This window comes from Micromonospora sp. SYSU B005 (assembly GCF_055362685.1).
Window position 1 is genome coordinate 66,893 of the sequence record NZ_JAXCFU010000007.1, and the last position, 22,714, is coordinate 89,606.

General features: G+C 72.2%; 31 protein-coding genes and 1 pseudogene. 15 read left to right on the top strand and 17 right to left on the bottom strand.

Features of this window, described 5'->3' with window-relative positions; genetic code table 11:
* The first annotated feature begins 51 nt into the window (after positions 1–51).
* Both SM452_RS17530 and SM452_RS17535 read left to right on the top strand, forming a co-directional pair.
* Positions 52–222, top strand: coding sequence for a hypothetical protein (locus tag SM452_RS17530; protein ID WP_355509457.1), 171 nt, complete (start codon positions 52–54; stop codon positions 220–222).
* The gene (locus SM452_RS17535) at positions 219–1,142 is read left to right on the top strand and encodes an AEC family transporter (protein WP_355509455.1); all 924 of its coding nucleotides are present in this window, start codon (positions 219–221) and stop codon (positions 1,140–1,142) included. Before SM452_RS17530 ends, SM452_RS17535 begins: the two co-directional genes overlap by 4 nt.
* A 69-nt stretch (positions 1,143–1,211) precedes the next feature.
* Here the strand turns inward: SM452_RS17535 and SM452_RS17540 are convergent, their stop codons facing one another.
* Both SM452_RS17540 and SM452_RS17545 read right to left on the bottom strand, forming a co-directional pair.
* Positions 1,212–1,574 carry a nuclear transport factor 2 family protein gene (locus SM452_RS17540; RefSeq protein WP_402805419.1) on the bottom strand — a complete coding sequence of 121 codons (363 nt, stop codon included), beginning with the start codon at positions 1,572–1,574 and terminating at the stop codon, positions 1,212–1,214.
* A gap of 223 nt (positions 1,575–1,797) precedes the next feature.
* On the bottom strand, positions 1,798–2,826 hold the full coding sequence (locus SM452_RS17545; protein WP_463840300.1) for a hypothetical protein: 1,029 nt from the start codon (positions 2,824–2,826) through the stop codon (positions 1,798–1,800).
* A gap of 131 nt (positions 2,827–2,957) precedes the next feature.
* On the opposite strand from SM452_RS17545, the gene SM452_RS17550 reads away from it, so the two are divergent.
* The 3 genes from SM452_RS17550 to SM452_RS17560 all read left to right on the top strand — a co-directional run bounded on the left by SM452_RS17550 (position 2,958) and on the right by SM452_RS17560 (position 5,078).
* Positions 2,958–3,797, top strand: a complete 840-nt coding sequence (locus SM452_RS17550; protein WP_463840301.1) for a helix-turn-helix domain-containing protein — start codon at positions 2,958–2,960, stop codon at positions 3,795–3,797.
* Positions 3,798–3,863: 66 nt separating this feature from the next.
* Positions 3,864–4,445: a dihydrofolate reductase family protein gene (locus tag SM452_RS17555; RefSeq protein ID WP_355509445.1), complete on the top strand. Its 582-nt coding sequence runs from the start codon at positions 3,864–3,866 to the stop codon at positions 4,443–4,445.
* Positions 4,446–4,466: 21 nt separating this feature from the next.
* On the top strand, positions 4,467–5,078 hold the full coding sequence (locus SM452_RS17560; RefSeq protein WP_402805428.1) for a DUF6000 family protein: 612 nt from the start codon (positions 4,467–4,469) through the stop codon (positions 5,076–5,078).
* Positions 5,079–5,106: 28 nt separating this feature from the next.
* On the opposite strand, the gene SM452_RS17565 is transcribed toward SM452_RS17560, so the two are convergent.
* Positions 5,107–6,111 carry a hypothetical protein gene (locus tag SM452_RS17565; protein ID WP_463840302.1) on the bottom strand — a complete coding sequence of 335 codons (1,005 nt, stop codon included), beginning with the start codon at positions 6,109–6,111 and terminating at the stop codon, positions 5,107–5,109.
* Between the two features lie 123 nt (positions 6,112–6,234).
* Positions 6,235–6,726, bottom strand: coding sequence for a DinB family protein (locus SM452_RS17570; RefSeq protein ID WP_262015487.1), 492 nt, complete (start codon positions 6,724–6,726; stop codon positions 6,235–6,237).
* A 404-nt stretch (positions 6,727–7,130) separates the two neighbouring features.
* On the opposite strand from SM452_RS17570, the gene SM452_RS17575 reads away from it, so the two are divergent.
* The gene (locus tag SM452_RS17575; protein ID WP_463840303.1) at positions 7,131–7,883 is read left to right on the top strand and encodes a GNAT family N-acetyltransferase; all 753 of its coding nucleotides are present in this window, start codon (positions 7,131–7,133) and stop codon (positions 7,881–7,883) included.
* 432 nt (positions 7,884–8,315) lie between these two features.
* Here SM452_RS17575 and SM452_RS17580 read toward each other — a convergent pair whose 3' ends face one another.
* Positions 8,316–8,906 carry a hypothetical protein gene (locus SM452_RS17580; protein WP_463840304.1) on the bottom strand — a complete coding sequence of 197 codons (591 nt, stop codon included), beginning with the start codon at positions 8,904–8,906 and terminating at the stop codon, positions 8,316–8,318.
* Between the two features lie 183 nt (positions 8,907–9,089).
* Here SM452_RS17580 and SM452_RS17585 point away from each other — a divergent pair.
* Both SM452_RS17585 and SM452_RS17590 read left to right on the top strand, forming a co-directional pair.
* Positions 9,090–9,437, top strand: a pseudogene (locus tag SM452_RS17585) (SDR family NAD(P)-dependent oxidoreductase); the annotation flags it as partial.
* 101 nt (positions 9,438–9,538) lie between these two features.
* Positions 9,539–9,916, top strand: a complete 378-nt coding sequence (locus SM452_RS17590) for an MmcQ/YjbR family DNA-binding protein (RefSeq protein WP_262015483.1) — start codon at positions 9,539–9,541, stop codon at positions 9,914–9,916.
* 9 nt (positions 9,917–9,925) lie between these two features.
* Here the strand turns inward: SM452_RS17590 and SM452_RS17595 are convergent, their stop codons facing one another.
* The gene (locus SM452_RS17595; protein WP_355509434.1) at positions 9,926–10,453 is read right to left on the bottom strand and encodes a DinB family protein; all 528 of its coding nucleotides are present in this window, start codon (positions 10,451–10,453) and stop codon (positions 9,926–9,928) included.
* Positions 10,454–10,549: 96 nt separating this feature from the next.
* Positions 10,550–10,954, bottom strand: a complete 405-nt coding sequence (locus tag SM452_RS17600; protein ID WP_463840305.1) for a winged helix-turn-helix transcriptional regulator — start codon at positions 10,952–10,954, stop codon at positions 10,550–10,552.
* A gap of 78 nt (positions 10,955–11,032) precedes the next feature.
* Here SM452_RS17600 and SM452_RS17605 point away from each other — a divergent pair, with 78 nt between their 5' ends.
* Complete coding sequence (locus SM452_RS17605; RefSeq protein WP_463840306.1) at positions 11,033–11,830, top strand: SDR family NAD(P)-dependent oxidoreductase; 798 nt, start codon at positions 11,033–11,035, stop codon at positions 11,828–11,830.
* A gap of 15 nt (positions 11,831–11,845) precedes the next feature.
* Here the strand turns inward: SM452_RS17605 and SM452_RS17610 are convergent, their stop codons facing one another.
* On the bottom strand, positions 11,846–12,313 hold the full coding sequence (locus SM452_RS17610; RefSeq protein WP_262015479.1) for an SAM-dependent methyltransferase: 468 nt from the start codon (positions 12,311–12,313) through the stop codon (positions 11,846–11,848).
* 71 nt (positions 12,314–12,384) lie between these two features.
* Between SM452_RS17610 and SM452_RS17615 the strand changes: the two genes are divergently transcribed.
* From SM452_RS17615 to SM452_RS17625, 3 genes are all read left to right on the top strand, one after another.
* Positions 12,385–13,239, top strand: a complete 855-nt coding sequence (locus SM452_RS17615; protein ID WP_463840307.1) for a PhzF family phenazine biosynthesis protein — start codon at positions 12,385–12,387, stop codon at positions 13,237–13,239.
* 130 nt (positions 13,240–13,369) lie between these two features.
* On the top strand, positions 13,370–13,738 hold the full coding sequence (locus SM452_RS17620) for a YciI family protein (RefSeq protein ID WP_463840308.1): 369 nt from the start codon (positions 13,370–13,372) through the stop codon (positions 13,736–13,738).
* Positions 13,739–13,820: 82 nt separating this feature from the next.
* Positions 13,821–14,279, top strand: a complete 459-nt coding sequence (locus SM452_RS17625; protein ID WP_402805451.1) for a hypothetical protein — start codon at positions 13,821–13,823, stop codon at positions 14,277–14,279.
* Between the two features lie 37 nt (positions 14,280–14,316).
* On the opposite strand, the gene SM452_RS17630 is transcribed toward SM452_RS17625, so the two are convergent.
* Positions 14,317–14,721 carry a nuclear transport factor 2 family protein gene (locus SM452_RS17630; RefSeq protein WP_262015475.1) on the bottom strand — a complete coding sequence of 135 codons (405 nt, stop codon included), beginning with the start codon at positions 14,719–14,721 and terminating at the stop codon, positions 14,317–14,319.
* Positions 14,722–14,788: 67 nt separating this feature from the next.
* Between SM452_RS17630 and SM452_RS17635 the strand changes: the two genes are divergently transcribed.
* Together SM452_RS17635 and SM452_RS17640 are read left to right on the top strand one after the other, a co-directional pair.
* Positions 14,789–15,325, top strand: a complete 537-nt coding sequence (locus tag SM452_RS17635; RefSeq protein ID WP_228532401.1) for a TetR/AcrR family transcriptional regulator — start codon at positions 14,789–14,791, stop codon at positions 15,323–15,325.
* 205 nt (positions 15,326–15,530) lie between these two features.
* Positions 15,531–16,262, top strand: a complete 732-nt coding sequence (locus tag SM452_RS17640; RefSeq protein WP_463840309.1) for an alpha/beta hydrolase — start codon at positions 15,531–15,533, stop codon at positions 16,260–16,262.
* Positions 16,263–16,284: 22 nt separating this feature from the next.
* On the opposite strand, the gene SM452_RS17645 is transcribed toward SM452_RS17640, so the two are convergent.
* Genes SM452_RS17645 through SM452_RS17655 form a run of 3 tightly spaced genes read right to left on the bottom strand, consistent with a single transcriptional unit; the run spans position 16,285 to position 17,472 of the window.
* Entirely contained in the window at positions 16,285–16,887 is a 603-nt protein-coding gene (locus tag SM452_RS17645; protein ID WP_355509422.1) for a hypothetical protein, read from the bottom strand.
* Positions 16,884–17,273, bottom strand: a complete 390-nt coding sequence (locus SM452_RS17650; protein WP_355509420.1) for a VOC family protein — start codon at positions 17,271–17,273, stop codon at positions 16,884–16,886. The genes SM452_RS17645 and SM452_RS17650 overlap by 4 nt, the downstream gene beginning before the upstream one ends.
* A gap of 4 nt (positions 17,274–17,277) precedes the next feature.
* Positions 17,278–17,472: a helix-hairpin-helix domain-containing protein gene (locus SM452_RS17655; RefSeq protein WP_318333767.1), complete on the bottom strand. Its 195-nt coding sequence runs from the start codon at positions 17,470–17,472 to the stop codon at positions 17,278–17,280.
* A gap of 176 nt (positions 17,473–17,648) precedes the next feature.
* On the opposite strand from SM452_RS17655, the gene SM452_RS17660 reads away from it, so the two are divergent.
* Entirely contained in the window at positions 17,649–19,040 is a 1,392-nt protein-coding gene (locus tag SM452_RS17660; protein ID WP_463840390.1) for an alpha/beta hydrolase, read from the top strand.
* A gap of 10 nt (positions 19,041–19,050) precedes the next feature.
* Here SM452_RS17660 and SM452_RS17665 read toward each other — a convergent pair whose 3' ends face one another.
* From SM452_RS17665 to SM452_RS17685, 5 genes are read right to left on the bottom strand one after another with little or no spacing between them, the layout of a single operon-like run.
* Positions 19,051–20,112 carry a hypothetical protein gene (locus tag SM452_RS17665; protein WP_463840310.1) on the bottom strand — a complete coding sequence of 354 codons (1,062 nt, stop codon included), beginning with the start codon at positions 20,110–20,112 and terminating at the stop codon, positions 19,051–19,053.
* A gap of 33 nt (positions 20,113–20,145) precedes the next feature.
* A complete protein-coding gene (locus tag SM452_RS17670) occupies positions 20,146–20,466 on the bottom strand; it encodes a PadR family transcriptional regulator (RefSeq protein ID WP_194801797.1) in 321 nt (106 codons plus the stop codon).
* Positions 20,467–20,507: 41 nt separating this feature from the next.
* Positions 20,508–20,996, bottom strand: coding sequence for a YcxB family protein (locus SM452_RS17675; RefSeq protein ID WP_262015468.1), 489 nt, complete (start codon positions 20,994–20,996; stop codon positions 20,508–20,510).
* Positions 20,997–21,053: 57 nt separating this feature from the next.
* Positions 21,054–21,797 carry an SAM-dependent methyltransferase gene (locus SM452_RS17680; RefSeq protein WP_355509412.1) on the bottom strand — a complete coding sequence of 248 codons (744 nt, stop codon included), beginning with the start codon at positions 21,795–21,797 and terminating at the stop codon, positions 21,054–21,056.
* Between the two features lie 53 nt (positions 21,798–21,850).
* Positions 21,851–22,627, bottom strand: coding sequence for a hypothetical protein (locus SM452_RS17685; protein WP_357209640.1), 777 nt, complete (start codon positions 22,625–22,627; stop codon positions 21,851–21,853).
* Between the last annotated feature and the right edge of the window lie 87 nt (positions 22,628–22,714).

The window sequence follows — 22,714 nt, forward strand, 5'->3', positions numbered from 1 at the left end:
GATGTACGCGTGGACGGCCCTCGGCTGCCCGTCGGCCATCCGGTAGGCACCGTGGACGCGTCGGTGTGTCTGACGACCGGCGAGAGTGCGGTGGAGTGTCACGGAACCGTGCTCACCCTGCGGCAGGCCCATGACAGCCTCGCCCAGGTGGAGATCGTCGCCCGGCTCCTCGGCTCGTACGCTCCGGACGCCCGCCGGCCCCTGACGTGGCGCGACGCATGAGCCTGGTGGCGGCGTTCGTACCGATCTGGATCCTCACCGCGGTGGGTTACGCGGCCTGCCGCTGGGGCCTGCTGGGCGAGGCGGCGGCGTCGGTGCTCGGCCGGTTCGTGTTCCAGCTCGCGATGCCGGCCGCCCTGTTCCTGGCCCTGGCCCGGATGCCGCTGTCCGGGTTCGCCGGCCGCTCGCTGCTCGCCTTCGGGGTGAGCACCGTCGCGGTCGTCGGGTTCGGGTGGGCCGGCGCGAGCCGGCTGTTCGGTCGCGAGCCCGGGGAACGGCCGATCTGGGGCATGGCCGCCGGGTACGTGAACTCGGCGAACCTCGGCATCCCGATCGCCACGCAGGTTCTCGGCGACGTGTCGTTCCTGGCGGTGGTGGTGCTGCTGCAGGTGCTGGTGGTGGCGCCCGTGATCGTGGTCGCCCTGGACCGGCGCAGCGACCCGGCCGGGCGGGTGCGGGTTCGCCGGGTCGCCTCCCTGCCCGTACGCAATCCGGTGATCCTGGCGTCGCTGCTCGGTGTCGCGTGCTCCGCGGCCGGCCTGCGTCTGCCGTCGGCGGCCGACGCGTCGCTGACGCTGCTTGCGGGTGCCGCGGCGCCCGCCGCCCTGGTCGCGCTCGGCGCGTCGCTGCACCCCACGGCGCCGTCGCGGGCCGAACCGACCGGGCCCGCCGAGCTGGCCGCGATCAGCGCGCTGAAGCTGGTCGCACAACCGGTCATCGCGTACGCGGCCGGGCTGGCCCTGAATCTGTCCGCGCCGCAGTTGCTCGCCGTGGTGGTGTGCGCGGGCCTGCCGACGGCGCAGAACACGTTCATCTTCGCCCAGGAGTACGGCGTCGGTGAGGCGGTGGCCAACCGGGCGGTGGTGGTGACCACGACGCTGTCGCTGGCCACCTTGGCCGCAGCGGCGGCGCTCCTCGGGTAGCCCGGCCATACAGTTCTGCCATGTCCGACGGCCCGTGCCACCGCCCCGATCGACACCTGTCAGCACCTGTCACTCTCGGATCTCCATTTCCGTCACCAGGCCGTTGTCGAGGCGGTAGACGTGCGTGACGGTGTGATCGGCGAGCTTCGCTCCCGCTTTGTCATGGACCACTTGGTGAACGGTGACGGCGATGCGGCCGTCGGCCTCGGTGCGGAACGCGGTCGGTGTGACGGTCGGATCGAGCTGGTCCCACTGCCGGCGCCAGTAGGCACCCACCTGGTCCCGGCCGTGAATGACGCCTCCCTCCCAGCCGTTGGGCCACGACACGTCCGGCGTCATGGCGGCCAGCAGCGTGGGGATGTCGCGCCGGTTGAAGGCCGCGTAGAGGTTCGTGAGCAGGGCCTGGGGAGTGAGGCGTCTCGGCGAATCCATCGAGTCAGCATGGCCCGTGGGCACGACCGCATGAAGTCCTCTTTGCGCTCAGCAGAACGCGCGATCCTCGCCGGAGGCGGACGGTAGGGAGCCGGATCGTCCGAGCGCGCCCGGCAGCTCGACGGATGGAAGCGGGTCGGTGACTGCGCCGACACGGGTGAGCGGCGGGTGCAGTGTTCCTGGTCGGATGACGGCGATCAGGTCAGGGCGAGGTGCGCCCCGGTCACGGTCGTCGCCGGTACGTCTCGGTCGGCGCGGTCGCCTCGGCGGCCTGCCGGCGCAGCGTCTCGATCCACGGGTACGACCCCGGGCTGTCGAGCAGGTGGTCCCAGATCACGCCGAGGGCGAAGGCGTCCCGGCCCCGTACCCCCTCGTGCCGCAGCGTGAAGCCGTCCGGGCCGGAGGTCAGCCGGACCGTACTCGGCTCATCGTCCGGCAGGGTGACGAGCGGATCAGGGAACACCGGCTCGTCGGCCGTGGTCCACGTCCATCGCAGAGTCTCGTCGTCGGCCCGGTCCAGCCGGATCGCCAGGTCACCGGCCGGTAGCACCACCGCCGGGATCTCGACTGGCGTGGGCCGGTGACGGACCACCGTCACCCGGTCCAGGTCGGCGTCGTCATCGTCATCGTCATCGTCCGGCTCGTACGGCGGCGGCAGCATCGCCGCCCGGCCGGACGGACGCGGCACCAGGGACAGCAGGGCCCACTCGGCGGCCGTCGCCGGCTTCTGCTCCCAAACGCGACCACCCGGGCCGGCCAGCACGGTGCGCCGGCGCGACTCCTCGGTCACCGCCCAGATGTGCAGCTCGTGCCGCTCGGGCGGGTCGTCGTCGGTGCGTACCGTCTCGTGCAACCGGTCGCGGGCGTGCACCCGCACACGGATCAGCCCGCGCGGGACGGCGACGTCGGTGAGCGCGTTCGGAGGCCCGCCCATCAGGCCGACGAGCGACAGCAGGCCACTGGGGCTCCAGATGGTCGCCTCACTGATGGCGTCCCACCCGCCCTCGACCTCCGCCGGCGGGCCGGGCAGGACCCGCACACGTGCCTCGATCCGGCCCGTGTGGGTGCCGCAGAAACCGGTGAACTGGTACGGCCCGCCGAGGTGCAGAAGACTGTCACCGACCGTGTAGATCGGCATGCCGGTTTCCCCCGGCACTGTCGACACGTCGTACTGGCAGTAGCTGACGGCGATCCGCGTCCAGTCGGACACCGGGCCCTCACCGCGCTGCTCGCCACCGCCCGCATCGGCCATCGCCGGATCGTAGCGCCGTCCTGACCGCACGGTGGGGGCGCCCGGACGGCGGTCCCCACCCCGTCGCGGACGATGACCGGGCCCCGGCGGGGCGTCGGCCGTGACGGCGCGGCGTCCGCGATGCTGTGGGCGTGGAGTACGTGTCCAGAGTGCCGCGACCGCCGCTGGACGGGCTGATCGACGGCCTCTACTACCTGGCGGGTACGCCCCCGTACCCCCGGCTGACGCTGCCGCCGATGCCCGCGGCGCTGCTCATCGTCAACCTCGGGGCGCCGTTCCGCATCCGCGGCGGCACCGACATCGAGACCACCGAGTACGCCGACGGTTGCGTGATCACCACTCCCACCCGCGCGTTCGAGTTCGGCTACCCACGCCCGACCCGCTCCGTCGGCGTACACGTCAAGCCGTGGGGTCTGGCGCCCTTCCTGCCGATGCCCGCGGCCGAGCTGCGCGACCGGCCGGTGACGCTGGAGCAGGTCTGGGGCCGGCCCGCCGTGGCTGAGCTGCGCGACCGGCTGGCCACGGCGGACGGGCCGCACGAGATGCTGACGCTGCTGGAGGAGGAGCTGACGCGACGGCTGTCCGAGACCACCGGCCTGGGCCTCGTCCGGCATGCGAGCGGCGTCATCGCGGCGACCAGCGGTGCGGTGCCGATCGGCTACCTGAGAACGGCGGCCGGTGTCAGCAGCACCCACCTGGCGCAGCGGTTCAAGGCACTCGTCGGCGTCACACCGAAGCGGCTGGCCCGCACCTACCGCTTCGCCGCCGCCGTGTTCGCGATCGACCCCGCCCGGCCCGTCGACTGGGGCGAGCTGGCAAGCGGCGCGGGCTACTTCGACCAGGCCCACTTCGGCCACGAGTTCCGCGCGTTCACCGGGCTCACACCGACCCGGTACATCGAGGTGCGGCGGCGGTTCCTGCGCGAACACCCCGGCCACGCGATCGACGGCTGGTCGCTGCCGGCCGATTGATTTCCTACAAGAACCGCGGCTCACGGCCCGCTAGCGTGGGGGCACCCGAGACAGAGGAGAGCCGGCGTGGGCACTGTGGTCCTGTACAGCTCGGTGTCGGTGGACGGCTTCGTCGCGGACGACAACGACCAGCCCGGCCCGCTGTTCGACTGGTTGACAAGCGGTGACGTCCCGCTGGACGCCAGCGGCGCGTTGACGGTGTCGCAGACGTCCCACGACTACGTCCGGCCGTACTGGGACCGGATCGGGGTGACTGTCGTCGGCCGGCACGTCTTCGACCTGACCGACGGCTGGGACGGGACGCCGCCGAGCGGGATCGACCACGTGGTCGTCGTGACCCACCGGCCCGCGCCCGACGGCTGGGACCCTGCGGCGCCGTTCCACTTCGTCGACGGCGTCGAGGCAGCCGTGGCAAGGGCGCAGGAACTCGCGGGGGACCGCATCGTCGAGGTCGCCGCCGGTGACGTCGGAGGCCAGGCGCTCGCCGCGGGCCTGGTCGACGAGGTACGCATGGACGTCGTACCCGTGGTGTTCGGCTCCGGCAAGCGCTACTTCGGGTCGGTGGACGCGCAGCACCTGCTGGAAGATCCGGACGTGGTGATTCCGGGCGATCGGGTGCTGCACCTGCGCTACCGGGTGCGCCGCTGACCGATCCGGGATGATGTCGCCGTGGACTTCCCGCCGCCGATACCGGATCCAGCTGACGGCACCATCCGCCGCTATGTCATCGCCCCGTCGGACCGGGGAAGCGCTCGCTATCTGGACCTCCTGCACGGTCGCCTCGTCCGTCCGGACGCGCACGCGAACGCTCCAGTGGTGCACGCCCTGCGCCAGGATGCTCGACGCGTCAGCGACGAGGAACTCGTCTTCCTGCTCCAACCCGGCGGCCTGCCGAACTGGCGCCCGCGGTTGGTCGCCGGCTACCTCATCGGGCTCGACAGGCGTACCCGGTTCCGGCAGACCGTCGGCGAGCTGCTCCTGGGCAGCGAGGTCTGCTTCAGCGGCCAGGGCTTCTGTTTCGCCCTCGCGGCCTTCGGTGACCACCCGGACGCGGAGATCCTGACCGCATACCTCGACCGCTACCTGCCCGCACTCGACCTCCGCTACGACCAGCACTGGGCGCTGGGTGCCCTGCGGTACGTCGATCTGCGACTCGGCACGAGCCACGCCGACCGCTACCTCGGCCCCGGCGGCCGGTGGGAACGCTGGGCCGGCGCCGTACCCCAGCCTCCGGACGCCGACACCTATCGAGCACTGATCGCTGATCTGTGCGTGCTGTGAGCGTGCGGCGGTGCCGTGACCGACGCGGTCAGAGCAGCGCGAGTTGGCCCGGCAGCGGCTCGTCGTCGAGGCGAGCGTCGAGCTGCCACAGCCGGAGCTGATCGTCCTCGTGCTGGCGGGTGAGCCATCGGCCCGGCTGGTGAGCGGGGTGGACGGAGCCGGACCCGTGGTGGCGCGGGTAACGCACCTCGGAGCGGCACCCGAGGCTGAGCGCCGACAGCAGGAGATGGCCCCCGGCGTCGTTCGGCAGGTCTGCGGTGTTCACGGCGATGAGGATCAGGTCCTCGGTGAGGAACAACGCGTGGTCCACGTATCTGGGGCTCGCGAGCCAGTGTGGCGCGCCCCGCAGATCTTCCAGGTGTCGTTCTGCGATCGCTGCGTCGGACGCGACGTCGCGGACGGACAGGAAGCCGTCGGTGGTCAGGGTCAGACAGCGGCCGCCGGCCGGGCTGAAACCGGCGAGATCTCCACCGGCGAGTGGCCGCGACACGATGTGCTCGGCGTCGAGCCTGATGAGCATGGCGTCTGACCGGTCGGGGTCGAGCAGCGTCAAGCCGGTCCAGGCATTGCGGGGCGAGTGCACGAACCAGGCGGCCTCGGGCCCGGGTAGCGGGATGCGATGGATCTCTGTGCCTCTCGCGCCGTGGAGGGCGACAAGTTCCCCGGTGCCGGCCAAACGGATCCAGAGGGTGTCGTCGCCGTCGAGGTGGAAGTCGGCGCCGGCGCTGTCGCCGATTCGCTGCCAGGTGCTGCGCCAGCGAATCGCGCCGTCGCGGTCGAGCACGACTATCTGTTGCTCGTCGCCTGCCGCCACCAGCCGGCGGGTGGCACTGACCTTCATCTGCGGGCCGTCGAGCGGCACCGCAAGTCGCGCCACGCGACGCAGTTCCTGGTCGAACAGGTTTACCGTGACACTGTCTCGCTCAGTGACCACCCAGCCGGGGCCCGTTGCCTGCGTGACCTGCCGAATGCCGGGCAGCCGCACCTCGTTGACCAAGCGGGGTTGCATCGCAGCAGCATAGAACCGCTGCATGAGCCCGTCAGGGTGCCGTGCGCGGACCCGCGTCGACTCGCCCGTGCCCTTACCGCGGCCGTCGGAATCGACCTGAGCCGAGGGCCGTCGACATCAGAGTCATGCGACTCCGCCCCGCTCGTCTCACCGCGGCCCGAGCCCGGTGCGACCGTCGATCAGCTCGCGGACGACGTCCAGGTGGCCGGCGTGCCGGGCGGTCTCCTCGATGACGTGCAGAACGATCCGCCGCAGGTCGGTGGTCTGCGACGCCAGCGTCTCGTCCAGGTGCCGGCCGGCGGGTGCCGCCGTCAACGGGGCCGCGGCGATGATCCCGTCGGAGACGTCGCACTGGTCGCGGTAGAAGCCGAAGACCTGGGACGGCGATCGAGTCGTGCGCAGTGGTGTGTTCTCGTCCGGCCAGGGCAACGGCTCCACCGAACCACGAAAGACCTCCTGGAACCAGTGGCGCTCCGCATGCCCGAGATGCTCCACCAGCCCGAGCGGCGACCAGCCGGAGGGCAGGACCGGCTTGCGCAGCGAGGCCAGGTCCAGATCGGCCAGGATGGCTCGGACACTGGCACGCTGATACTCGAGGAACTCACACAGCGCGGCCTTCTCCATATCGACCTTTGTCACGCCGGCAGGCTAGCGGCCGGCACCGACAGTTTCGCGGCCCCTTGCAGACGGCGGACAAGGCGCGTACCGAAGTTCCCCGAGTGAGGCGCACCGTCAACTCGTCCGTCCATTGCACCCGACGAGGACCCCCGCCCGATCTTGATCCACAAGCGAGATGCTTCTCGACGTCCGGCCGTACGCGGTTGACACGTCCAGGTCGGGAGGGGCAAGGTTGTGGTCGGCCACGCGCACCGCGTGGGCACTCTGCATGAGGGAATGACGCCTGTGATCCGGGTAGGCCGAGCGGCCGCCTGAGTGTCGACCACGCGACGGATGACCGCCGCGTGCCTGCGACACGGCGGGGCGGCCCGACGTTTCTTCCGCCCGTCGCAGCTTCTCTCATGCATCGAGGTTCCCCGTTGAGCATGGATGCCCGCATCCAACAGTCAGTCGTCGTCAACCTGTCGCGCCGGCCCGCGCCGGTCGAGGTGGGGCCGTTCGTGATCGGGCTGGACCCGACAACGGCCAGCCCGTACGTCAACTACGCGACGCCGCGTCCCGGCGCCGCCGTCACCGCGGCCGACGTCGCCGCCCTGGTCGTGGCGTTCCACGCCGCCGACCGCAAACCCCGCCTGGAGTACGTCACCAGTTGCGTACCCGATCTGGAGGCGCTGCTGACCGCCGCCGGCTTCACCGTGGAGGCCCGGCACACCTACCTGGTCTGCGTGCCGGACACGCTGGCGTCCCCACCCGTGCCGGACCACCTGAGGCTGTGCGAACCGGGTACCGACTCCCAGCGCGCCGCGCTGATCAGCGTGCAGAACGAGGCGTTCGGCGACGATCCGGTCGCCTCCGAGGCCGACGTGGCTCGCCTCCGGCGTCAGCAGGACGCCGGCGGCGTGGTCGTCACGGCCGTCACCGAGGACGGTGACTGCGCGGGCGGCGGCGGTGCGGCGGCGCCCGTCGGCGCGGTCAGCGAGGTGGCCGGCATCGCCGTCCGCGCGTCCTACCGCCGCCGGGGACTGGCGTCCGCGATCACCGCCGACGTCACCCGGCGGCTGTTCAACGCCGGTGCGGAGGTCGCCTGGCTGGAGGCCGGTGGCGAGGATTCGTGGCGGGTCTACGAGCGCGTCGGCTACCGGCCCGGCGGGCAACGGCTCTACACAGCGGTGAACTGAGCCCCGGCGAGGCGGCCCGGGCTGAGGTTCGACAACCGAGGCCCGGGCCGCGCGCTCCGGGTACACCTGGGCGGTGATCCTCATTCAGCGGGTCCGCGTCCGGTGGACCGCCGCCGCCCGCGGTTCGCCGGCGGCGAACGCCCGCCGCGGCCTCGTCCGGGCGATGCCGCCGCCCCGGCCGCTTCCGGACGCCGAGCTGGTCGTCCACGACGTGCTCGCCGACCAGGAGGTCGGCTACCAACACCGAGAAGGGGTACGCGCCGGAGGCGTCGCGCTGGCCCGCGAGGTCGGACTGTGGCTCGGGCACGACCGGGCGTCGGTCGCCTTTCGGGTACGGCGAGCCGGACCGCGACGTCGACCACCGTGTCCGGCTGTACGGGGGAGTGCGCGCGCGGCGATGAGTGAGAAGCCTCCTGACCGCGCGGGGCGCCGCTAGCTGTCGAACCAGACGACGAGCCGTACGTCGTCGTCGCCGTACCGCTCGGCCAGCTCGCGCATGCGGTCGAGCAGCGCGCGTAGCTGCGGGTCGGCGCGCAGCACATCACCGTGGGTCAGGCGCTCCACCCGCCACATCCGGTCGCCCGCCCGCCATTCGGTTCCCTCCGGGTAGCTGCTGCCCCGGTGGTCCGCGTGCTCGCCGGCCACCTCGCGCCAGGCTCGTCCGTGGTGTCCGGCCTTGCCCACGAAGCGCGGCCCCTGGCTCGTCAGCTCGTACTCATGGATCCGGTCGTCCACACGGGGCGCCTGCGCGCTCCAGTCGACGGATGCCAACTGCGCCCACGTCGCCCAGGTGTGGTCGTGTTCGCCGTCCGCGAGGAGAGCGCGCAGGTCGGCGCCGGCGTCGTCCGGCACGCCACGGCCGGGCGCGACCGGCTCGAACCCGGCATAGTTGCGGACACCGAACAGCAGCCCGAAGGCGTCGTAATGGCGAGGTAGCGCATCCAGGCCGACGTCGGCCAGCCTCCAGGGCGAACCCGGACCGTGCGGCCGGATCTCCACCCCACCGGCGATGTCGGTACCCACGTCACCCACCTTGCAGCCGAGATGGTGCCCGCCACCGGACCATTCGGAACGACGGCGCGGTGTCACGAACGCGGCGTCCGATCCCCGCCGGACATGCGACCCATTGTCGACCAGGCTCTCCACCATGAACAACGCACTTGACGGCAAGGTAGCTCTCGTCACCGGTGGTGGCCGTGGCATCGGCGCGGCGGACGGATCGTCAACATCGGCAGCAACACGGCCGAGCGGGCGGTCTTCCCGGGCTTCTCGCTCTACGCGATGAGCAAGACCGCCCTGATCGGCCTGACCAAGGCGCTCGGGCGCGAACTCGGCGGTCGAGCAATCACGGTGAACCTGGTGAACCCCGGTGCCACGGACACCGAGCTGAACCCGGCCGACGGCCCGAACGCGGACACGATCAACGGGTTCACCGCCCTCGGCCACTTCGCGCAGCCGGTCGACGTGGCCGCCGCCGTGGCGTTCCTGGCCGGCCCGGACGGGCGTTACGTCACCGGCGCGACGGTGAACGTCGACGGCGGATTCACCATCTGACCATCGGGACGGCCCCGAAGGACGTCGACGGCCTGCCACCGGACGGCGGCGCGGCGGCTAGGCTGTGCCGGTGTGGGAGGCGGTGTGCCGGGGTGACCGTCGTGGCTGATGCGGACGATGTCCGTCGGGTGGCGCTGTCGCTGCCGCACGTGGTCGAGATCGACAGTGACGGCTTCGACTTCCGGGTCGCCGGCAAGGGGTTCGTCTGGTCGTATCCCGAGCGCACGTCCGGTAGGCCGCGGCGCATCCGCACCGACATCGCCGTGCTGTACGTGGGCGACGAGGCGGAGAAGCAGGCCCTGCTCCTCGGCGAGCCCGACCTGTTCTTCACCACCCCCGCGTATGACGGGCTACCCCTGGTCATGCTGCGGCTGGCGCACGTCGGCGTCGAGCGCCTGACGGAACTGGTCACCGACGCGTGGCGGATGCGTGCCCCCGACTTGTCGACCGGTGACCCCGACGAGGGCGCCGGCGCGTGACGCCGGCCGTTACGACGACGAACCACCGCCGGCCGCCCGCTGTCCGTCGAGGATCTGCTCCCGGAGGATGTCCGCGTGCCCGCAGTGCTGGGCGAGTTCGCGCAGGACGTGGAGGTACACCCAGCGCAGCGGAAGCGGGCCCCGCCGGTGCCCGGTGAGGACGTCGTCCAGGCCCCGCGTGGAGGTCGCCCGGCGTGACGCGTCGCGGGCGTCGCGGTATGCCCGCCGGACGCCGGCGATCGTGTCGCCGTCGTCGAGGAGGAACGAGTCCTCCGACCGCTCGGGGATGCCGATCTCGGCTCGCGACCGGCCCGTGACGGCCTCGTCGAACCAGACCTTCTCGACGAAGGTCGCGTGCTTCACCAGACCCAGCAGCGTGGTCTGGGAGGACACCAGCGATCGGCGTGCCTGTTCCTCGGTCAGTCCGTCCAGGCAGCGGTCGAGCGCGTCGCGCTGCTCGTCGAGGAACGCCTCGAACTGGGCCTGCGCCGGCTGTGCGACGACCTCGGCGGAGAAGGTGGGCGGGAAGGACGGCATGGACGAAGCATCCCAGATCGACGCCCGCCGCCCGGCGGACAATCGCCGGACCGGTGTCGCGGGTGCCCACGTGCGGCCGGATGAGCGCGGGGTGTCTCAGGCGGGTCGCTCACGTGCCGCGACGATCTCGGCATGGTGGGCGACCGCCCAGTCGGCCAGCGCGGAGAGCGGCTCCAGCAGGCTGAACCCGAGTGGCGTCAGCCGGTACTCGACGCTCGGCGGCAACGTCGGAAACACCTCACGTTCGACCAGGCCGTCGCTTTCCAGCGCGCGCAGTGTCCGGGTGAGCATGCGCGGGCTGATGCCCTCCACGGCGCGGTGCAACTCGTTGAACCGGTGCGGATGCCGGCCGAGCAGGGTGATCAGCAACAACGTCCACTTGTCGCTCACCCGCCGCAGCACGTCGGTGACCGGGCAGCGATCGTACTCGCCGGCCGGAACCGGCATCGGCAGCCGATGATCGCGCAGCGAGGCACTCACATCGGTGTTACCTGTGGACATGAAAGTGCCTTCTTTCGCCCCCGTCGACCTGCTGCCCAGGATGAGGCAGGCCGATGAGCAAACGATAGAGGGGGCGTCGTGGGCGTCGTGGTGGTCAGTGGCGGCACGAACGGTATGGGGCGTGCGTTCGCCCTGGGGCGGGCCGAACGTGGCGACCGCGTCCTGGTGCTCGGCCGCAGCCGTGAACGTGGCGAAGCGACGGCCGGCGGCCTGATCACCTTCCTTCCCGTCGATCTGTCCAGCACGGCCGAGACGCGGCAGGTCATCGAGCACATCCTCGGCGAGTACCAGGTCGTGGACGCGTTGGCGTTGTTCGCCAATGCTGTGGCGCCCCGTCGCATCGAGACGGTGGAGGGACTGGAGCGCACGTTCGCGCTCTACTACGTCAGTCGCTACCTGCTCAGTTTCGGTCTGCGTCCGGCCCTGGACCGGGCGACCGCGCCGGTGATCGTGAACGTCGCCGGTGTCGGCGTCACGAAAGGCGAGGTGCGCTGGGCGGATCCACAGATGACGGCGGGCTACTCGGCCGTCGCCGCGCAGTTGCAGGCCGGGCGGGCCAACGACCTGCTCGGCGTGGGCTTCGCCCAGCGGTCCGGCAGCCGGGCCCGATACGTGCTCTACCATCCCGGGTTCACCAGGAGCGGTGACCGTAGCGCGCTCCCGTTCGTGGTACGGGGGCTGCTCGCGGTGGCGGCGGCGGTCGCCGCCCGGTCCGTCGCGGACGCGGTGGCGCCGATTCACCAGTTCCTGGACGCGCCGCCGACCGCGCCGGTGACCGCCGTCGACCGGGGGAAGCGACTTCCGCCCGGTTTCCCGACCCTCGACCCCCATGACGCCGAGCGGTTGATGGACCTCACGGAGAGGATGCTGCGGTGAGGTGCCGCGCCGACGCTACGGCCGGAAGTAGTCGGACATCATGCCGCTGACCCACTCCGGCTGCCTGACGTCGGCGGGGACGAACTCCTTCAGCACCGGCTTCAGGTCGATCACGGGCGTGCCCGACACCGCGTCGAGCCCCACCACCGTCAGTTCCCGGCCGTCGACGGACTCGATCCGGCAGCACGTCACGCCGATCCGGTTCGGCCGGCGCGGCCCACGACCGGCGAACACGCCCATCGGCGGCAGGTCGGCCCGGCCCCGGTAGGGGCGGGGCTCGCGGTGGTCGCCGCCGTCCGGGAAACCGTCGAAGACGAACAGCACCTCCACATGGGAGAACCCGTCCAGGCCCTGTAGACACGCCTCGCCGAAGCGCTCGTCGACGACGACGGTGCTGCGGACCGCACCCCAGTTGTCGCTGTGCTGGATGTCCGTCCGGTCGTTGCGGACCGTACCGATGGGGGTGATCTCGAAACTGGGCATGCCCGGAGATTAGTTCGGCGTGGCTCGTCTCGGGGCAGACGGGCCGGAGCGTCGTCGCTAGGCTCGTGATCATGGGCATTCTCCGATACGCCGCGTTCACCGCCGACCCCGCCGGTGGCAACCCGGCCGGTGTCGTGCTGGACGCCACCGGAGCGGGCGACGCGGAGATGCAGCAGGTGGCGGCCGAGGTCGGCTACTCCGAGACGGCGTTCCTCGTGCCCGCCGGCGGGGGCGGGCGGTTCACCGTCCGCTACTTCAGCCCCAAGGCGGAGGTGCCGTTCTGCGGACACGCGACGATCGCGTCGGCGGTCGCGTACGCGCAGCGGCACGGCCCCGGTGTGCTGCACCTGGACACCCGCGCCGGGCTGGTCGAGGTCGCCACGAGCGTGCAGGCCGACGGCGCCACCACCGCCACGCTGACAAGCGTCGCGCCGCGTACCGTACCCCTTGCCGCGGACGACCTGGCGGCGCTGCTCGCCGCGTTGCGCTGGTCGCCGGACGATCTCGACGCGACGCTGCCGCCGCGTGTCGCGTACGCCGGGGCCTGGCATCCGATCGTGGCCGGCGCGACCCGGCAGCGCCTGGCGGACCTGGACTACGACATGGCGGCGTTGAGCGCGCTGATGGCCGAACGGGACTGGACGACGATCGACCTCGTGCACCGCGAGTCCCCGCTGGTGTTCCACGCGCGCAACCCGTTCCCGCCCGGCGGCGTGGTCGAGGACGCCGCGACCGGCGCGGCGGCCGCCGCGTTCGGCGGTTACCTGCGCGAGCTGGGCCTGGTGCGGCCGCCCGCGACGGTGACCGTGCGGCAGGGCGAGGACATGGGCCGCCCGAGCCTGCTCACCGTCGGCATCCCCGCCGGGGACGGCGCCGGGATCGCGGTGACCGGCACCGCCGTGCCCATCCCGGAGGACGCCGGATGAGGCCGGACCACGACGACGGCTTCGCCGAGCAGCTTCGGCAGGGGGCACACAGCGTCGCATCCGGGGCGGCTCATTCGTAGTACGGGTGAGAGGCGGCCGCACCGGGCCGCCCGGACAAGGGAGTCATGGCATGCCGCGGTACCTGATCTCGTTCAACGACGGCGCGATGGACCACATCCCCGCCGAGGAGATCCCCCAGGTGGGCAAGGAGACGCACGCCGTCGTCCAGGAGGCCGTGAACGCCGGTGTGTTCGTGTACGGCACCGGGCTCGAACGCCAGCAGGCGACCATCGTGGGTACGGACGGTGCGGTCACCGACGGACCGTTTCCCGAGACCAAGGAGGTCATCGGTGGGTTCGTGATCGTGGACGTGGCCTCCCATGAGGACGCGCTGAAGTGGGCCGCCAAGTTCGCCGCATCGTGCCGCTGCGCGCAGGAGGTCCGCGCGATCATGCCCGACCCCGAGACGGAGGCGATTCTCCGCGCGGCCGGTAAGTGACAGGTCCGAAGTCGACGCGATGACGGGGTGGGCGTGGCACCCGGACGGAGGCCACGCCCACCATGATCGATAGCCTCGTGCGGTGAAACGTGAACTCGCCGCACTCTCCCTGCTGTTCGTCGTCTCCGCGTGCGCGCCCGCGGACCCCGCGCCGTCGACGTCCGCCACCCCGTCGTCGTCCGCCGCGGCGTCGGCCGCTCCTCAGGCCGGCTCGACCGCGCCCGCGGACAAGGTCGCGGCCGGTGCGTGCAACATGGTGGCCCGGGTGGTCGAGCAGCAGGACGTCCGTTTCACCTCGAACTCGCCGATCGCCATGCGTGCCCGCAAGGCGGCCGACCCGGGCGTCCGGGACGCCGGCGAACGACTGGCGGTGGCGGCGAAGGAATCCGGGGACATGTTCGTCCGTAACGACCCGAACGCGGACACCGGCCCGGTCGACGCGCGCATGGCCGAGGCGCAGCGCGGGCTCCTCACCGCGTGCACGGAGCTGTTCGGCCCGCAGCCGTGGCCGTTCGCCCCGTCGCCGACACCGTCCTCCTGAGCGGGGCGGCGCGCGGCGCTCCTGTGGTGGTCCAGCCTCATGCCTGGCCGGCGGCCTGAGCGATGGCGAGCGTGTGCTGGTACTCGCGCCAGTGGGCCAGCTTACCGTCCCGGGTCCGCAACACCCCGATGAATGGCGCGGATCCGGTCGCCCCGGTCACCGTGTGCGTGCCGACGAGTTCGTACTCGACCACGATCACCTCGGGATCCGCCGTCTCGTGTACGACCACGCCGCGGCAGTCGTCGAACCGCACCGGGAACACCGCCCGGCCCGCCCGCGTGTAGTCGAGAACGGGTTGCTTCCCCTCGGTGCGCGTCGGCTGGCCGGGCGCGGCGAAGGGCGTCTCGACCACCACGTCGTCGGCCAGCGAATCCGCGTCGAAGGCGGGCAGACCGGCCAGCCATCTGGCGCGCATGCTCTCGAAGATCTCCTGTGGTGTCATGCCGGCCTCCGAGATAATGAGTCGTCACTCGACTTGTGTCCGTGAGAATAATGAGTGGAGGCTCATTTTGGTAGAGGGTCCGCCGCTGCGCGCCGACGCGCAACGCAACAGGGCACGCATCCTGGACGCCGCCGAGGCGGTCTTCGCCGAGTTCGGCACCCGTACCTCCACCGAGCAGGTGGCCCGCAGGGCGGGCGTTGCCATCGGCACGGTATTCCGTCATTTCCCCACCAAGGAGGACCTGCTCGTCGCGCTCATGAAGCGACTGCTCGCACAGCTCGCCGACGAGGCGGGACGACACGACCTCTTCGGGTTCTTCAGATACACCGTGGCGCAGGCCGCCGCGAAGAAGACCGCAGTCGAACTGCTCGCCGGATCCGGGGTGGACATCCGGCTTCCGGACGCCGTGGGTCACCTGGAGGAGGCGGTGGGCAGGCTGCTGGAACAGGCCCAGGCCGCCGGAGCCGTCGCCGGCTCGGTACGGCTACCCGAGGTGATGGCGCTGCTCACCGGCATGTGCCAGGGCGCACTGCACGGGGGCTGGGACGAGCATCTGCAAGCCCGGACGCTGGCTGTCGTCTTCGCCGGCTTCGAGCGCGGCTGACGGTCCGGCGTGGATCACGCCGCGGTGAACCGCGATAAACCGGTTGGCCGGCCCCGGCGAGCGCTGCTAGCTTGCCGGTGGCCGTGCCGGAGAACGAGGGAGGTGGTACCCGTGACCGCAGTATCGACATGGGTGCTCCCCTCGGGGGTCACGGCCGGGCGATAGGTCGTCCGGGAGCGCCGTCGCACTCCCGAGAGGCACGACCATGCGCTTCACCTCCGAACAACGCCTCGCCGGCGACGTCCGCGAACGCGAGTTCACCCTCGGCGGGATCCCCGGCCTCCTGTGGACACCAGCGTCCGCGTCCGCGCCGGTCCCGCTGATCCTGCTCGGCCACCCCGGCGGACTGCGCCGGATGTATCCCCGCCTGCTGGCCCGGGCGGAGGACTGCGTCGCGCAGGGCTTCGCGGCCGCCACCGTCGAACTCCCCGGCGGCGGCGACCGGCCCGCGTCCGCCGCCGCCGAGCAGGCCCGCGCCGACCTGCGCCGGGCACTGGCAGCCGGTGAGCCGGTCGCCGACGAGGTGGTCGACCGGCTCGTCCTGCCGCTGGTGGAGGCGGCGGTCCCGGAGTGCCGGGCCGCGCTGGACGCCCTGCTCGCGCTGCCCGGGATCGGCGGCCCGGTCGGCTACGCCGGCGGCGTGATCTCGATCGGCGTACGGCTGGCGCTTGTCGAACCCCGCATCGTGGCCGCGCTCCTGTTCGCCGGGAGCTTCGTGCCGCGCACCATCGTCGAGGAGGCCCGGCGGGTCACCATCCCGCTGCATGTCCTGCTCCAGTGGGACGACGAGGGCAACGACCGGCAGATGGCACTGGACCTGTTCGACGCCTTCGGCTCGGCGGAGAAGACGCTGCACGCCAACATGGGCGGGCACACCGGCGTGCCGCAGTTCGAGGGGGAGCCCGCGAACCGGTTCTTCGCCCGGCACCTGAGGTAGGGCAGGGACGCCGGATGTTCGCCTACCAGCTCGCGGTCCAGCTGTACCAGGGACCACCGAGATGCGTGAAGCGCGGAGCTTCGAAGTCCTCGTTCGAGAGGTCCGCGGTGGGGCCCTGCGGCAGGTAGGCGAACCCGGCGTCGTCCAGCATGTACCCGTTGCTCTCGTAGAGCACCACTCCGCCGGGCACCGTGTAGGCCGAGGTGATGCGGTAGGCACCGATCCGGTGCGGCACCCGCACGCTCGACCACTCGGCGTCCTGCGGGCCGGCTGCGGGCAGCGTGGCGACCACCCGCTCGAACGCGCCACGGCTCACCGCCCAGCGGGCCTGGAACGGCGCTCCGGCCACGACCAGCGCCCCTGTCAGCACGACGATCACCGGGGCGACCAGGAACCGCCAGGACCAGCGGCGGCGCTCCACCACGAAGAAACCCACCAGGATGGCCCAGCCCAGACCGGTCACGGCGAGCAGGAGCACCACGCCGAGCATCACGACGAAGACGAAGCCGGGGACACTGACGGCCCAGAGCAGACACACCGCGGTGATCGCCACCCCGAGGTGCAGGGTCCGCCAGGCGTTCCTCGTCCAGCGGTCGGCCGGCCGGCCGCCGCGCGCGCCGGTCACGCGGACCCGTCCACCGGCGACGCCCAGGTGGGGCGCCTGATCAGGCAGAACGGGTGACCCGCCGGGTCGGCGTACACGTGGTCGCCCGGCAACCGCCGTGCGCCCAGCGCGAGCACCGCCTCGCCCGCCGCGTCCTGGTCGTCGACCATCACGTCGAGGTGCATCTGCTGCGGCACCGCCGGATCCGGCCATGTCGGCGGCGGCAGGCCGGGGGCGCGCTGGAACGCCAGCCCGGACGTCGCCGTGCTCGCCGACACGACGGTGAAGTCGTCGTCCGCGTACGTGATCGGGTCGCCGAGGACCGCGCTCCAGAACCGTGCCTCGGCCATCGGATCCGGGCAGTCGACGATCAGGTGGTGGAGCCGCCCGAATGGCACAGCGGTCACCCCGTCAGCTCAGCCGCAGGTCGTGCTCGGCGAGGGCGGCCTCGATGACGCCCAGCGCCTTCGGCCCCATGCCGTGCAGGCGGGCCAGCTCCGCGCGCGGCACCCCGGCGAGCTGGCGCAGTGTGGTGTAGCCGGCGGCGTTCAGCGCCCGCGTGGCTGGTGCGCCGATCTTCGGCAGGCGATCCAGGGGCGAGGTCATCGCCAGATGCTAGACCGCCATGGGTACGGCTCGCCTGCCGTACCCCGGCGTCAGGGCCGGAGTGGGGGAAAGACCCGACGGGCATATCGGGGCGTTTCCGTATGGGACTCGGGTGGGACGCCGCTGAAGAATCGACGAGCATCCAGATACCGGGAGGTGCCGTGTTCCGACGTACCATGGCCGTCGCTCTGGCCGCGCTCACCGTCCTGGCGGGACTGCCCGGCGCGGCGCGCGCCGGTCTTTCGTCGCCGCGCCTCGCCTGGGGCGAGTGCGCCGACGACCTGCCGGACGTCCCGCCGGATCCGCGCGTGCGGTGCGCCCGGCTCCGACTGCCGGTGGACTGGGCCCGGCCGGACGGCCCGACGTTCGACCTGGCTGTGGCACGCCGGTCCGCGCGCCTGCCGGAGCAGCGGGTGGGCACGCTGGTGTTCGGGCCGGGCGGCCCCGGCGACTCGGGGGTGGAACGCATCCGCAGGGGCGACCGGTTCAGCGACGAGTTGCTGGACCGGTTCGACCTGGTCAGCTTCGACCCGCGCACCGTGGCCCGCACCTCCGCGCCCGTCTGTACCGCGGATCCGGCGTCGCGCAGGCCGCCCGTCCCGCTTGCCGGTCAGGCGGACTTCGACGCCGCGGTGGCCTACAACCAGGCCTTGTGGAGCAGGTGCCGCCCGACCAGCCCGGTGTTCGACCACGCCGACACGCTCAGCACCGTCCGTGACCTCGAGGCGTTGCGGCGTGCGCTGGGGGAGCGGCGACTGTCCTTCCACGGCAGCTCGTACGGCACCCTGCTGGGCCAGCAGTACGCCGAGCGGTACCCCGGCCACGTGCGGGCCGTCGTGCTGGAGGGCGTGTTCGACCACAGCCTCGACGTGCGGTCCTTCATACGGACGCAGGCCGCCGCGTTGCAGGACGCGTTCGACGAGTTCGTGTCCTGGTGCGACAGCTCGGCGGACTGCGTGCTCCACGATCGGGACGTGCGATCGGTGTGGGCGCCGGTGCTGGCCCGCGCGGACCGTGGTGAGTACGCCCCCCGTACCGCCTTCGACGTCACCGCCGTGGCACTCGGCATGCTCGCCGGCCCGCGCTGGGCGCAACTCGCCGCGATCGTGCGGGACATGGACGCCGGTACGCCGCCACCGGCCGTGAATCTCTCGATCTCGGTGGCGGCGTTCTGCGCGGACTGGCCCGCCGAGGTACGCGACTACGCCGAGTACGCCGGCCTGGTCCGGGAAGCCAGGACGGCCGCCCCGGACGTCCGGTACGGCGCCGGTCTGCTGGCCGTGCAGACCTGCCTGGGCTGGCCGTCCCCGGTCCGTAATCCGCCGCACGAGCTGAACGTGCACACCCGCACGCCGCTGCTGCTGCTCAACTCCCGGCACGATCCCCGTACCGGCTACGCCTGGGCGGTGAACGTCGCCCGGCAACTCGGCCGGCACGGGCGTCTGGTCACCTACGAGGGCTGGGGCCACGGCACCTACCAGCGCAACGACTGCACGACTGCCGTGGTGGACAGGTACCTCGTCGATCTGACGGTGCCCGCCACCGGCACGCGATGCCCGGCGAGCTGACTCGGCGCCGCTAGACCGCCGGGTCCGACGCCCCGGCGAGCGTACGGGCCGCCGGGCGCCGGTGCGGCAGCGCCGCCAGGCCCAGCGCGAGCAGTAGCAGGACCGCGCCGAGCAGGAACGGCAGCGACAGGGTGGGCTGGCCGAGCCACTCCCACGGCACGTGCCAGCGGGGATGCGGCTCGTTCAGGTGGTGCGTGAGCATCATCGGTGCGCCGAGCAGGGTCGGCGCGGCCCAGAACACCATCGCGACGCCGTACAGAACCTTCGCCGGGCCCTGCACCAGCGGGCGTCGTCCCTCGGTGCGGCGGCTCGCCCAGCCGAACAGCACCCAGCCGCCCAGCGTGCCCAGCGCGAAGCCGAGCAGACCGGCGGGATACGCGGCGCCGGGGGTGGCGCGGCTGAGGGTGAGGTTCATCGAACCCTCGGCGTTGAGCTCCGCGGCGAGGATGTGGTCGCCGCGTTCGGCGTACACGGTGATGTCGGAGGGGATGGACGCCGGGTCGCACTGCGGACTGCCGGGGACGCAGCCGTACGCGTCGGTTCTGACGGGCTCGCTCCGCTCCCACCCGGCGGCGTCCAGGCGCTGCCGCAGGTCGGTAAGGCCGCCGGCCGACGTCTGGTCGAACGACGCGGTCAGCTCGGCCAGCGCGTACTCGCCGCCATCACCGAGGAGCAGCTCGGACAGGAGGTCCTCGTTCAGCGGGTGGCCGTAGATGAGGAACACGGCGGGCGGGTCGTCCCGGTCGATGTGGCTGACCTGCCGGTCCGGGTAGAGCTGCCCGACCACGGCGGCGAGGTCCCGGTGGTCGAGCGGGCGGGAGCCGAGCCACGCGAGCCAGGTGCCGAACGACGCGGCGAACAAACCGCAGACCACCGCGAAGACCGCCGCCCAGGCCACCACGGTACGGCTCGCCGGCCGCCCCAGCCGGGCACGCAGACCATGACGTACGAGATTCGCCGCGACCCGGGTACGCCGATGGGCCGGGCCGACGTCCCGTACCGTCTCCAGGATCTCGGCCCCGCGCGCCCGGCGGTAGTCGCGGGGGTAGGCCAGCAGCAGCCAGCGATGCATGGATGTCTCCCTCGGGAGCCGCGACGGTGGGGGTCAGGCGGTGCGGGGCCGTAGGGCGCGCAGCCGGGACTCGGCGGCGGACGCGAGCTGTCGCAGCCGCTCGGTCTGGCGTGCCAGCTCGGCCCGGCCGTCGGCGCGCAGCCGGTAGTAGCGGCGCAGCCGGCCGTCGACGACCTCTTCGTGACTGAGTTCGGCGAGGCCCTGCGCGACGAGGCGGTCCAGGGCGGCGTAGAGGGTGCCCGGCAGCAGGTTGACGCGACCGCCGGACAGGCCGGTGACCTCCTGGATGATCCCGTAGCCGTGGCGCGGCTCGTCGGCCAGCGCGGTCAGGATCAGGAAGGTCGCCTCGCGCATCTCATTCACCGAGGCAACATATACAGCCGATCAATACATGGTCAACGGTCGCCGAGAAGGTGCCGCTCGGCCATGAAGGCGCGCAACGTCCCGGCGTCCTCGGCGGACATCAGCCACCGGGGGATCACCGTGGCCGGCATGCGTCCCACGTACACGATCCAGAAATCAGGGGTCTCGGTGACCCGCGTGACGCCGTCCCAGGCGATGCCGCCGGACTCCGAACCGCTGCGCATCATGATGTTGCGGTCGTCGATGTCGTAGCCGCCCTCGACGGCGTACCCGCCGGAGCGGCGCCGGGCCCGCCACCGCACCCATGGCGCGTACAGCATCGACAGCACGCCGGCCACGATCAACGCGGTCCACAGCGACGCGAACCGCGCCGACGCCTGGGAGGCGATCCAGCCGATCACCCCGATCGCGGCGAGGACCGCGCCGATGTAGCCGAACCGGCGCAGCCGGGCGGCGGCGAGCGCGGCGGCCACGCGGGCCGGATAGGCGGGATCGGCCGGTACGGCGAAACGGATCTGCACGCCCGAACGATAGTGCCCCGCCCGCCTGTCCCGGGTCGGACCCGCACCGCCCGCCGCTCAGATCCGGCGCAGCACGAACGTCACGAAGCCCAGCATGTTCCGGTACCCCCGCAGCCACTGGTCACGGTGCTCGCGGGCGGCCGTCAGCGCCCCGGCGGCGTCCGGGTGACCGGGGTTGTCCAGCGCCCACTCGGTGAGCGAGCCGGTCCACGACCACTCGTAGTCGTCCCACTCGGCGGTGTCGCTGACGTGCGCGTACACCGGGGCCCAGCCCGCCTGCTCGGCGGCGTCGACCAGACCGGCGAGGTCGGCGTGGTCGTCCGGTTTCGCCCCCAGCGCCGCCAGCGCCCCCGGCGACGGCGGCACCTGCCAGAACCCCTCGCCGACCATCAGGATGCCGTCGGCCTTCACGTGCCGGCCGGCCAGCCTCAGCGTCTCGCCGAAGCCGCCGAGTGCGTGCGTCGACCCGACGCACAGCACCAGGTCGTAGTCGCCGTCCGGCACGTACGCGCGGGCGTCGCGCTCGTGCAGGGTGAGCCGGTCGGCGAGGCCGCGTTCGGTGGCGGCCTCGGCGGCGCGTTCGAGCGCGTACGGGCTGAGGTCCACGCCGTCGGCGTGCCCGTCCGGGTAGTGCGCGAGAGCCTGCAACGCCCAGGCGGCCTCACCGCAGCCGAGATCGAGGATCCGGGCCTCCGGCCGTCGGCCCGCTCGGCGCAGCAGCCGGTTGAGGCTGAGGCCGGAGATCGGGGCCGCGATCGGGTGGTGCGAGTGCGCGATGCTGCTCAGGCGTTGACGGTCCATCGCCGCAGTCAACACGAGGGCGGCGGACCCGCGCACGCGGGTTGCCGTGGCGGTTAGTGCCGGCAGACGATCGTGGCGTCGTCGGTGGCGACGCCCCCGCGTGCCTCGGCCTCGCGGACCCGGCGGATGACGTCCGCCGGGCCGTCGGTCTCCAGCAGGCGCAGCAGCCCCGTCCAGTCGGAGAGCCCGAACGTGTCCACGAGCCGGCTCGCGCCGTTGCTGAGCAGCGCCGCAGTGCCCACCTCGCCGGCCGGGCACGCGCCGGTGACCGCCTCGGCAACCACCGCCGGGTCGTCCTTCGCGACCCAGAAGCCACCAGGGCTGTTGCGGCGGGAGCGCAGTTCCATCAGCAGCCGCCGGTACTCGTCGCCGCTCTCCGGCACGTCCCTCAGCCGCTCCTCGAAGGACCGCGCGATCACCACCTCACGCGGGTCGTGGGCGACGAGCGGCTCACCGTCCGCACGGCCGACGACAGCCACCGCGTCGCCGAGGACCAGGTGCTCGACGCTGTCGCCGGAGAACCGCAGCATCGCCACCGCCGCGAACGGGCTGATCGGATGGGCGACGTCGCACGTGTCGCGGTGCGCGTCGGTGACCCGCTCGATGCCCTCGGCCAGCACGTCGCGCAGGCTCCGCCCCTGCGCCAGCGCGCCGAGCAACGCGCCGCCGAGCCGGGTCGCGTACCAGGCGATGCCGTGATGGCAGACCTCGGCCGCGCCGGCGATGCCGCCGGCACCGTCGACCAGGACCAGGCCGGACGGTACGGCGCCCGCGAAGTCCTCATTGGTACGGCCGGGATGCCCCGCGTCGGTCGCCATCGCTACCCGCATCGGCCCATCATGCCGGGGCCGGCCGGAACGCGATGTCCCGCGCGGCTTGATCTGAAGCCTGGTTGAGGTCCTAGCGTCGTGCTCACC

Coding starts and splice junctions, on each gene's coding strand:
- SM452_RS17535 (WP_355509455.1), top strand. CDS start 219: ATGAGCCTGGTGGCGGCGTTCGTACCGATCTGGATCCTCACCGCGGTG.
- SM452_RS17540 (WP_402805419.1), bottom strand. CDS start 1,574: ATGGATTCGCCGAGACGCCTCACTCCCCAGGCCCTGCTCACGAACCTC.
- SM452_RS17545 (WP_463840300.1), bottom strand. CDS start 2,826: ATGGCCGATGCGGGCGGTGGCGAGCAGCGCGGTGAGGGCCCGGTGTCC.
- SM452_RS17565 (WP_463840302.1), bottom strand. CDS start 6,111: ATGCAGCGGTTCTATGCTGCTGCGATGCAACCCCGCTTGGTCAACGAG.
- SM452_RS17575 (WP_463840303.1), top strand. CDS start 7,131: ATGGATGCCCGCATCCAACAGTCAGTCGTCGTCAACCTGTCGCGCCGG.
- SM452_RS17595 (WP_355509434.1), bottom strand. CDS start 10,453: ATGCCGTCCTTCCCGCCCACCTTCTCCGCCGAGGTCGTCGCACAGCCG.
- SM452_RS17600 (WP_463840305.1), bottom strand. CDS start 10,954: ATGTCCACAGGTAACACCGATGTGAGTGCCTCGCTGCGCGATCATCGG.
- SM452_RS17610 (WP_262015479.1), bottom strand. CDS start 12,313: ATGCCCAGTTTCGAGATCACCCCCATCGGTACGGTCCGCAACGACCGG.
- SM452_RS17615 (WP_463840307.1), top strand. CDS start 12,385: ATGGGCATTCTCCGATACGCCGCGTTCACCGCCGACCCCGCCGGTGGC.
- SM452_RS17620 (WP_463840308.1), top strand. CDS start 13,370: ATGCCGCGGTACCTGATCTCGTTCAACGACGGCGCGATGGACCACATC.
- SM452_RS17630 (WP_262015475.1), bottom strand. CDS start 14,721: ATGACACCACAGGAGATCTTCGAGAGCATGCGCGCCAGATGGCTGGCC.
- SM452_RS17640 (WP_463840309.1), top strand. CDS start 15,531: ATGCGCTTCACCTCCGAACAACGCCTCGCCGGCGACGTCCGCGAACGC.
- SM452_RS17655 (WP_318333767.1), bottom strand. CDS start 17,472: ATGACCTCGCCCCTGGATCGCCTGCCGAAGATCGGCGCACCAGCCACG.
- SM452_RS17660 (WP_463840390.1), top strand. CDS start 17,649: ATGGCCGTCGCTCTGGCCGCGCTCACCGTCCTGGCGGGACTGCCCGGC.
- SM452_RS17665 (WP_463840310.1), bottom strand. CDS start 20,112: ATGCATCGCTGGCTGCTGCTGGCCTACCCCCGCGACTACCGCCGGGCG.
- SM452_RS17670 (WP_194801797.1), bottom strand. CDS start 20,466: ATGCGCGAGGCGACCTTCCTGATCCTGACCGCGCTGGCCGACGAGCCG.
- SM452_RS17680 (WP_355509412.1), bottom strand. CDS start 21,797: ATGGACCGTCAACGCCTGAGCAGCATCGCGCACTCGCACCACCCGATC.
- SM452_RS17685 (WP_357209640.1), bottom strand. CDS start 22,627: ATGCGGGTAGCGATGGCGACCGACGCGGGGCATCCCGGCCGTACCAAT.